The sequence below is a fragment of the Streptomyces sp. NBC_01476 genome (genome assembly GCF_036227265.1).
Taxonomy (GTDB): domain Bacteria; phylum Actinomycetota; class Actinomycetes; order Streptomycetales; family Streptomycetaceae; genus Actinacidiphila.
On sequence record NZ_CP109446.1, the window covers coordinates 6,143,287 to 6,152,500 of the forward strand.

At 69.8% G+C, this 9,214-nt stretch carries 8 protein-coding genes (1 of these 8 cut by a window edge); 7 read left to right on the forward strand and 1 reads right to left on the reverse strand.

Features of this window, described 5'->3' with window-relative positions:
* Positions 1 to 93 precede the first annotated feature (93 nt).
* Genes OG552_RS26935 through OG552_RS26950 form a run of 4 tightly spaced genes read left to right on the forward strand, consistent with a single transcriptional unit; the run spans position 94 to position 4,948 of the window.
* Positions 94 to 2,316: a polyribonucleotide nucleotidyltransferase gene (locus tag OG552_RS26935; RefSeq protein WP_329137210.1), complete on the forward strand. Its 2,223-nt coding sequence runs from the start codon at positions 94 to 96 to the stop codon at positions 2,314 to 2,316.
* Positions 2,313 to 3,689, forward strand: a complete 1,377-nt coding sequence (locus tag OG552_RS26940) for a M16 family metallopeptidase (protein WP_329137212.1) — start codon at positions 2,313 to 2,315, stop codon at positions 3,687 to 3,689. The genes OG552_RS26935 and OG552_RS26940 overlap by 4 nt, the downstream gene beginning before the upstream one ends.
* 36 nt (positions 3,690 to 3,725) lie before the next feature.
* Positions 3,726 to 4,499 carry a 4-hydroxy-tetrahydrodipicolinate reductase gene (dapB, locus tag OG552_RS26945; RefSeq protein WP_329137214.1) on the forward strand — a complete coding sequence of 258 codons (774 nt, stop codon included), beginning with the start codon at positions 3,726 to 3,728 and terminating at the stop codon, positions 4,497 to 4,499.
* A gap of 8 nt (positions 4,500 to 4,507) precedes the next feature.
* Positions 4,508 to 4,948 carry a hypothetical protein gene (locus OG552_RS26950; protein WP_329137216.1) on the forward strand — a complete coding sequence of 147 codons (441 nt, stop codon included), beginning with the start codon at positions 4,508 to 4,510 and terminating at the stop codon, positions 4,946 to 4,948.
* 91 nt (positions 4,949 to 5,039) lie between these two features.
* Here OG552_RS26950 and OG552_RS26955 read toward each other — a convergent pair whose 3' ends face one another.
* On the reverse strand, positions 5,040 to 5,585 hold the full coding sequence (locus OG552_RS26955; protein WP_443071040.1) for a hypothetical protein: 546 nt from the start codon (positions 5,583 to 5,585) through the stop codon (positions 5,040 to 5,042).
* A gap of 163 nt (positions 5,586 to 5,748) precedes the next feature.
* Between OG552_RS26955 and thyX the strand changes: the two genes are divergently transcribed.
* The 3 genes from thyX to OG552_RS26970 form a co-directional block, all read left to right on the forward strand.
* A complete protein-coding gene (gene thyX / locus OG552_RS26960) occupies positions 5,749 to 6,495 on the forward strand; it encodes an FAD-dependent thymidylate synthase (protein WP_329137218.1) in 747 nt (248 codons plus the stop codon).
* 161 nt (positions 6,496 to 6,656) lie between these two features.
* Positions 6,657 to 7,556 (forward strand): 4-hydroxy-tetrahydrodipicolinate synthase, encoded by a 900-nt coding sequence (gene dapA / locus OG552_RS26965; RefSeq protein ID WP_329137220.1) that lies wholly within the window; start codon positions 6,657 to 6,659, stop codon positions 7,554 to 7,556.
* 130 nt (positions 7,557 to 7,686) lie between these two features.
* Positions 7,687 to 9,214, forward strand: partial view of a ribonuclease J gene (locus OG552_RS26970; RefSeq protein ID WP_329137222.1) — the 5' portion only. 158 nt of this gene lie beyond the right edge of the window; the window shows 1,528 of its 1,686 coding nt (coding positions 1-1,528); the start codon lies at positions 7,687 to 7,689; the stop codon falls past the right edge of the window.

The window sequence follows — 9,214 nt, forward strand, 5'->3', positions numbered from 1 at the left end:
GCTTCGATCGAAGACCGGCCCCCGGCAGGACGCCCCTCCACCGATGGCCCGCGAGGACACGCCCCGCGGGCAAAGACGAGGAGAATCCCCATAGTGGAGAACGAGACCCACTACGCCGAAGCCGTCATCGACAATGGCACCTTCGGCACCCGTACCATCCGCTTCGAGACGGGCCGCCTGGCCCGTCAGGCCGCCGGTTCCGCCGTGGCCTACCTGGACGACGACACCATGGTGCTCTCGGCCACCAGCGCCTCGAAGCAGCCCAAGGAGCACTTCGACTTCTTCCCCCTCACGGTGGACGTCGAGGAGCGCATGTACGCGGCCGGCCGAATCCCCGGCTCCTTCTTCCGCCGCGAGGGCCGCCCGTCCGAGGACGCCATCCTCACCTGCCGGCTGATCGACCGCCCGCTGCGCCCGTCCTTCGTCAAGGGCCTGCGCAACGAGATCCAGGTCGTCTGCACGGTCATGGCGCTCAACCCCGACCACCTCTACGACGTGGTCGCCATCAACGCCGCCTCCTGCTCCACGCAGCTGGCCGGCCTGCCGTTCTCCGGCCCCATCGGCGGCGTCCGCGTCGCCCTGGTCAAGGGCCAGTGGGTGGCGTTCCCGACGCACACCGAACTCGAGGACGCGGTCTTCGACATGGTGGTCGCCGGCCGCGTGCTCGACGACGGCGACGTCGCGATCATGATGGTGGAGGCCGAGGCCACCGCCAAGACCATCCAGCTGGTCGCGGGCGGCGCCGAGGCGCCGACCGAGGAGGTCGTGGCGAACGGCCTGGAGGCCGCCAAGCCGTTCATCAAGGTGCTCTGCAAGGCGCAGTCGGAGCTGGCCGTCAAGGCCGCCAAGCCCACCGGCGAGTTCCCGATCTTCCTGGACTACCAGGAGGACGTCTTCGAGGCGCTCGAGTCCGCGGTCACCGACGAACTGGCCCAGGCGCTCACCATCCCCGGCAAGCAGGCCCGCGAGGCCGAGCTCGACCGGGTGAAGGGGCTGGCCGCCGAGAAGCTGCTCCCGCAGTTCGAGGGCCGAGAGAAGGAGATCTCCGCGGCCTACCGCTCGCTGACCAAGAAGCTGGTCCGCCAGCGCGTCATCCGCGACAAGGTCCGTATCGACGGCCGCGGTGTCACCGACATCCGCACCCTGGCCGCCGAGGTCGAGGCCATCCCGCGGGTGCACGGCTCGGCGCTCTTCGAGCGCGGTGAGACCCAGATCCTGGGCGTCACCACGCTCAACATGCTCCGCATGGAGCAGCAGCTGGACACCCTCGCGCCCGAGACGCGCAAGCGGTACATGCACAACTACAACTTCCCGCCGTACTCCGTCGGCGAGACCGGCCGCGTCGGCTCCCCCAAGCGCCGCGAGATCGGCCACGGCGCCCTGGCCGAGCGCGCCCTGATCCCGGTGCTGCCGACCCGCGAGGAGTTCCCCTACGCGATCCGGCAGGTCTCCGAGGCGCTGGGCTCCAACGGCTCCACCTCGATGGGCTCGGTCTGCGCCTCCACCATGTCGCTGCTGAACGCCGGTGTGCCGCTCAAGGCCCCCGTCGCCGGTATCGCCATGGGCCTGATCTCCCAGGAGATCGAGGGCGAGACGCACTACGTGGCGCTCACCGACATCCTCGGCGCCGAGGACGCGTTCGGCGACATGGACTTCAAGGTCGCCGGCACCAAGACCTTCGTCACCGCCCTCCAGCTCGACACCAAGCTGGACGGCATCCCGGCGTCGGTCCTGGCCGCGGCCCTCAAGCAGGCCCGCGACGCACGGCTGCACATCCTCGACGTCATGAACGAGGCCATCGACGTCCCGGACGAGATGTCCCCCAACGCGCCGCGGATCATCAGCATCAAGATCCCGGTGGACAAGATCGGTGAGGTCATCGGCCCCAAGGGCAAGATGATCAACCAGATCCAGGAGGACACCGGCGCCGACATCTCCATCGAGGACGACGGCACGGTGCTGATCGGCGCGACCGAGGGCTCCCAGGCCGAAGCCGCGCGCACGATGATCAACCAGATCGCCAACCCGACCATGCCCGAGGTCGGCGAGCGGTACCTGGGCACGGTCGTGAAGACCACCACCTTCGGCGCCTTCGTGTCGCTGATGCCGGGCAAGGACGGACTCCTGCACATCTCGCAGATCCGCAAGCTGGCCGGCGGCAAGCGCGTCGAGAACGTCGAGGACGTCCTCGGGGTCGGCGCCAAGGTGCAGGTCGAGATCGCCGAGATCGACCAGCGCGGCAAGCTCTCGCTGATCCCGGTCATCGACGGCGAGGACGACGCAGACGGCGACGTCAAGGACGAGTCGGCCCAGTGACGACCCGCTCCACCGCAGTGACGGCCCGCCCCTCCACCAAGGGGCGGGCCGTCCGCACGCGGACCCTCCTGCCCGGCACCGACGGCATCGGCACGGTCCGCCGCAGCGTGCTCCCCGGCGGCCTGCGGGTCGTCACCGAGACCCTGCCGACGGTGCGCTCGGCGACCTTCGGCATCTGGGCCGGCGTCGGCTCCCGCGACGAGACCCCGGCGCTCAACGGCGCCACCCACTACCTGGAACACCTGCTCTTCAAGGGCACTCCGCGGCGCAGCGCGCTCGCCATCTCCTCGGCCATCGACATGGTCGGCGGCGAGATGAACGCCTTCACCGCCAAGGAGTACACCTGCTACTACGCGCGGGTGCTCGACACCGACCTGCCGCTGGCCATCGACGTGGTCAGCGACATGCTCACCTCCTCCCTCATCCGGCAGGAGGACCTCGACGCCGAACGCGGGGTGGTGCTCGAAGAGATCGCCATGACCGAGGACGACCCCGGCGACCAGGTGCACGACCTGTTCACCACCGCGCTGCTCGGCGACTCCCCGCTCGGCCGCCCGGTGCTGGGCACCGTGGATACCATCAACGCGCTCACCCGCGACCAGGTGGCCCGGTTCTACCGCAAGCACTACGACCCCACGCACCTGGTGGTGGCCGCGGCCGGCAACCTCGACCACGACACCGTCGTACGCCAGGTCCGCGACGCCTTCGAAGCGGCCGGCGCGCTGCGCGACCCCGACGCCGTACCGCGGGCACCGCGCGACGGCGCCCGCACCATCCGCGCGGCCGGCCGGGTGGAGATCCTGGACCGCCGCACCGAACAGGCCCATGTCGTCCTCGGCATGCCCGGCCTGTCCCGCACCGACGACCGCCGCTGGGCGCTCGGCGTGCTCACCACCGCCCTCGGCGGCGGCATGAGCTCCCGGCTCTTCCAGGAGATCCGCGAGAAGCGCGGCCTGGCCTACTCGGTGTACTCCTACACCTCCTCCTTCGCCGACTGCGGCATGTTCGGGGTGTACGCGGGCTGCCAGCCGCGCCGGCTGCCGGAAGTCCTCAAGATCTGCCGGGACGAGCTCAACCAGGTCGCCGAACACGGCCTGAACGACGAGGAGTTGCAGCGGGCCATCGGACAGCTGTCCGGCTCCACCGTGCTGGGCCTGGAAGACACCGGCGCCCTGATGAACCGGCTCGGCAAGAGCGAGCTGTGCTGGGGCGACCAGCTCTCCGTGGACGACCTGCTGGCGAAGATCTCCTCGGTCACCCCGGACGAGGTACGCGCGGTCGCCCGCGACGTACTGGGGCAGCGTCCTTCGCTGGCCGTCATAGGCCCGGTCAAGGACAAGCAGGCGGCCCGCCTGCACGAAGCCATCGCGTAACGACTCACGTCCCACCACGCAAAGGACCGCAGAACGATGAGCAAGCTCCGTGTGGCCGTCATCGGCGCCAAGGGCCGGATCGGCTCCGAGGCGGCCCGCACCGTCGAAGCCGCCGACGACCTGGAGCTGGTCGCCGCGATCGGCCGCGGCGACCGGCTGGAGACACTGACCGACGCCGGCGCCCAGGTCGCCGTCGACCTGACGCACCCGGATGCCGTGATGGGCAATCTGGAGTACGCCGTCGGCCACGGCATCCACGCCGTGGTCGGCACCACCGGCTGGACCCCGGAACGGCTGGCCACCCTGGAGAGCTGGCTGGCCGCGTCCCCGGGCACCGGGGCACTCGTCGCCCCGAACTTCTCCATCGGCGCCGTGCTCACCATGCGCTTCGCCCAGCAGGCCGCCCGGTGGTTCGAGACCGTCGAGGTCATCGAACTCCACCACGACAACAAGGCCGACGCCCCCAGCGGCACCGCCACCCGCACCGCCCAGCTGATCGCCGCCGCCCGGGCCGAGGCGGGCCGGGCTCCCCAGCAGGACCCCACCACCCACGGCCTGCCGGGCGCCCGCGGCGCCGGCGTGGACGGCGTACCGGTGCACTCGGTACGGCTGCGCGGCCTGCTCGCCCACCAGGAGGTGCTCTTCGGCGGCACCGGCGAGACCCTCACCATCCGGCACGACTCCCTGCACCACAGCAGCTTCATGCCGGGCGTCCTGCTCGCGGCCAGGACGGTACCCGGTGTCCCCGGCCTCACCTTCGGCCTGGAACACTTCCTGGCGGAAGAGCCCGCCGGGTCCGAAGGGGACTGAACCAAGCGATGCGCGCCAAACTCAGCTACGCCGTCTCCGCGCTCGCCCTGGTCTTCTACTTCGTCCTGGCCGGCGACCGCGGAGTGCTGCTGATCGCCGACGGCCGTCCGGTCACCATCGCCTTCGGCCTCGCGGTCCTGGTGCTGCCGCTGATCGGTGCCTGGTTCCTCTGGCACACCACCCAGTTCGCCCGGCACGCCGGCCGGCTCGGCCGCGAACTGGAGGCCGAGGGCGGGCTGCCGGTCGACGAGCTGGCCCGTACCCCCAGCGGCCGGATCGACCGGGCGTCCGCAGACGAGGTGTTCGCCAAGCGCCAGGCCGAGACCGAGGCCGCGCCCGACGACTGGCGCAACTGGTTCCGGCTCGCCATCGCCTACTTCGACGCCCGGGACACCCCGCGGGCCCGCAAGGCGATGCAGCGGGCCATCGCCCTGCACGACGGCAAGTAGCCGGCGCCGCCCGGTCCGTACGGTGCCACGGAACGCCACCGGCCACCCGGGTGATTCCGGGTGGCCGTACGGTGCCCGGCGGGCAGCGGCTTCAGCGGAGCTCGGCGGCCCAGCTCTCGATCGCGTCGGCCGCGATGTCGAACGCCTCGATCCGGCCCAGGAAGTCCGCGTTGTGGTCGGTCAGCAGCGGCCGCAGCGACTGCCCGCCCCGCCGGGTGATCAGCAGCGCCTGCCCCTGCACCGTACGCGGCAGCCCCATCACCTTCACCGGCTGCTGCGCGGTCCGCACCGACGCCACCCGGCCCCACGGCACCGTGACCGTGCCGAAGTACCCCACCTGACGCACGCCCTTGCCGCTCAGCCACACCCCGACCCGCAGCAGCCGCAGCGTGCACGCGATCATCAGCAGCGCGATGACCAGCACCGTCGCGGCCCCCGACGCCCCGCCGGCCAGTGCCATGATCAGCGCCGCGAGCAGCAGGTACGCGGCCAGCATCAATGCCAGCGCCGCGGCGGCCACCCGCCACGGTCCCGGCCGGTACGGCCGCGTCCAGTGGTCCAGAACGGCGTGCGGCAGGGCACGCCCGGTGGCGAACTCGTCGTTCACGGCAGTGGCGGGGCGGTAGGGCAGGGACACGCGGACAATCCTCTTCCGGCTTCCGGAGGGGGCGGACGGGCTCTGATCGGTGAGGTTATCCGTCCCAGCGGCAACAACCAACCCCGGCTCGGCAGGTCGCTGTCGACCCGACGATTCGAGCGTGAAAGGGTGGCTGACCAAGTACCAAACGGAAGGAACGAGGGTGCCCAACGACCTATCACCAGAGGCCGAGACTCCCGTGAAGTTCCGTGACGACGTGACCGTCGACCTCATCAAGCACAGCGCCTCGGACTCCGACGTGCTGTGGGCGGCCCGCGTCTCCACCGCGGGTGAGCAGTCACTGGAAGAACTGACCAAGGACCCCGAGCGCTCCAAGGGCCTGCTCAACTACCTGATGCGCGACCGCCACGGCAGCCCTTTCGAGCACAACTCGATGACCTTCTTCATCAGCGCCCCGATCTTCGTCTTCCGCGAGTTCATGCGCCACCGCGTCGGCTGGTCGTACAACGAGGAGTCAGGCCGCTACCGGGAGTTGCAGCCGGTGTTCTACGTGCCGGGGGAGGACCGGAAGCTGGTCCAGCAGGGGCGGCCGGGGAAGTACGAGTTCGTGCACGGGACAGCCGAGCAGCACAAGCGGGTGGTGCGGGCGATGGAGGAGTCCTACGCGCAGTCCTACGCCGCCTACCAGGAGATGCTGGCGGCCGGGGTGGCGCGGGAAGTGGCGCGGGCCACTCTCCCGGTCGGGTTGTTCTCCTCGATGTACGCGACTTGCAATGCGCGGTCGCTGATGCACTTCCTGGGACTGCGCACGCAGCACGAGCTGGCCCGGGTGCCGTCCTTCCCGCAGCGGGAGATCGAGATGGTCGGCGAGAAGATGGAAGCCGCCTGGGCGGAGCTGATGCCGCTCACGCACGCCGCCTTCAACGCGAACGGCCGAGTCGCCCCCTGAAAAATGTCCGAAGTGTTCGGATTGCAGGCATTCGTGAAGTTCATCTAGGCTGCAGAAACGGACTCCGGCGGTGCCTGAACCCCCGAGCAGACAGCGCCGGAGTCCTTTCTCGCAGGTCCCAGGGCTGCGCCCCCGTACACACACCGAGTAGCGTGGGATCCATGGTTGCGACCTCCACCCCCAAGGCCCCTTTCGGCCGGGTTCTGACCGCAATGGTCACACCGTTCACCGCCGACGGCGCCCTCGATCTCGACGGCGCCCAGCGGCTCGCCACCCACCTCGTGGACGCGGGCAACGACGGTCTCGTCGTCAACGGCACCACCGGAGAGTCGCCCACCACCAGCGACACGGAGAAGGACCAGCTGGTCCGCGCCGTCCTGGAAGCCGTCGGTGACCGCGCCCACGTGATCGCCGGTGTCGGCACCAACGACACCGCGCACAGCGTCGAACTGGCCCGCCAGGCCGAACGCAGCGGCGCCCACGGTCTGCTCACCGTCACCCCGTACTACAGCAAGCCCCCGCAAGAGGGCCTGTACCTGCACTTCAGCACCATCGCCGACGCCACCGGCCTGCCCGTGATGCTCTACGACATTCCCGGCCGCAGCGGTGTCGCCATCGAGACCGAGACCATCGTCCGGCTCGCCGAGCACCCCCGCATCGTCGCCAACAAGGACGCCAAGGGCGACCTCGCCGCCGCCAGCTGGGCACTCGGCCGCAGCGGCCTGGCCTGGTACTCCGGCGACGACATGCTCAACCTGCCGCTGCTGTCCATCGGCGCGGCCGGCTTCGTCTCCGTGGTCGGCCACCTCGTCACCCCCGAGCTGAGCGCCATGCTGGAGGCGTACACCGGTGGGGACGTCACCAAGGCGGCCGAAATCCACCAGCGGCTGCTTCCCGTCTTCACCGGCATGTTCCGCGCCCAGGGGGTCATCACCACCAAGACCGCCCTGACGCTGCGCGGACTGCCCGCCGGCCCGCTCCGGCTCCCCCTGCTCGCCCTCGGCGCCGCCGAGACCGAGCAGCTCAGGAAGGATCTCGCCGCAGGCGGGGTACATCTCTGACAACGACTTCACAACTGAATACAGACCGTAGAACCGAACGCATAAGCGAAGAGAAACACAAGCCAATATCGTCTCGCACACCTCCCGGGCCCCGAGCGGGCCATGAGGTGTGCGCGGTAGGGAGAACCTTTTGAGCCATCCGCACCCTGAACTCGGCCCCCCGCGGAATCTGCCCGAGGGCGGCCTGCGCATCACGCCACTCGGCGGCCTCGGAGAAATCGGCCGCAATATGACCGTCTTCGAATTCGGCGGGAAACTGCTGATCGTGGACTGCGGCGTCCTCTTCCCCGAGGAGGAACAGCCCGGCATCGACCTGATCCTGCCGGACTTCACCTCCATCCGGGACCGCCTGGACGACGTCGTCGGCATCATCCTCACCCACGGCCACGAAGACCACATCGGCGCCGTTCCCTTCCTGCTCCGCGAGAAGGAGGACATCCCGCTGATCGGCTCCAAGCTGACCCTCGCGCTGATCGAGGCGAAGCTCCAGGAGCACCGCATCCGCCCGTACGCCCTCGAAGTCAAGGAAGGCGACCGGGAACGCATCGGCCCCTTCGACTGCGAGTTCGTCGCCGTCAACCACTCGATCCCGGACGCGCTGGCCGTCGCCATCCGCACCCCGGCCGGCATGGTCGTCGTCACCGGCGACTTCAAGATGGACCAACTGCCGCTCGACGGACGCCTCACCGACCTGCGCGCCTTCGCGCGGCTCGGCGAAGAGGGCATCGACCTGCTGCTCGCGGACTCCACCAACGCGGAGGTCCCCGGCTTCGTCCCGCCCGAGCGCGACATCGCCGAGGTCCTGGCGCAGACCTTCGCCAAAGCCGAGAAGCGCATCATCGTCGCCAGCTTCGCCAGCCATGTGCACCGCATCCAGCAGGTGCTCGACGCGGCCCACCAGCGCGGCCGCAAGGTCGCGTTCGTCGGCCGTTCCATGGTCAGGAACATGGGCATCGCCCGCGAACTCGGCTACCTCAAGGTGCCCGGCAACCTCGTCGTGGACGTCAAGGTGCTGGACGACCTCCCCGACGAGAAGGTCGTCCTGGTCTGCACCGGGTCGCAGGGCGAACCCATGGCGGCCCTCTCCCGGATGGCCAACCGCGACCACCAGATCCGCATCGTCGAGGGCGACACCGTCGTCCTCGCCTCCTCCCTCATCCCGGGGAACGAGAACGCGGTCTACCGGGTCATCAACGGCCTCACCCGCTGGGGCGCCAAGGTCGTCCATAAGGGCAACGCCAAGGTGCACGTCTCCGGCCACGCGTCCGCCGGCGAGCTGCTGTACTTCTACAACATCTGCAAGCCGCGCAACCTGATGCCGATCCACGGTGAATGGCGCCACCTGCGGGCCAACGCCGACCTCGGCCAACTCACCGGCATCCCGAAGAACCGCTGCGTCATCGCCGAGGACGGCGTGGCCGTCGACCTCGTGGACGGCGTCGCCAAAATCGCCGGCAAGGTGCAGGCCGGCTATGTCTACGTCGACGGTCTCTCGGTCGGCGACATCACCGAGTCGTCGCTGAAGGACCGCCGCATCCTGGGCGAGGAGGGCATCGTCTCGGTCTTCATCGTGGTCGACAGCGCCACCGGCAAGCTCGTCGGCGGCCCGAACATCCACGCGCGCGGCTCCGGTATCGAGGACGACGCGCTGCTGGCGT

Coding starts and splice junctions, on each gene's coding strand:
- dapB (WP_329137214.1), top strand. CDS start 3,726: ATGAGCAAGCTCCGTGTGGCCGTCATCGGCGCCAAGGGCCGGATCGGC.
- OG552_RS26950 (WP_329137216.1), top strand. CDS start 4,508: ATGCGCGCCAAACTCAGCTACGCCGTCTCCGCGCTCGCCCTGGTCTTC.
- dapA (WP_329137220.1), top strand. CDS start 6,657: ATGGTTGCGACCTCCACCCCCAAGGCCCCTTTCGGCCGGGTTCTGACC.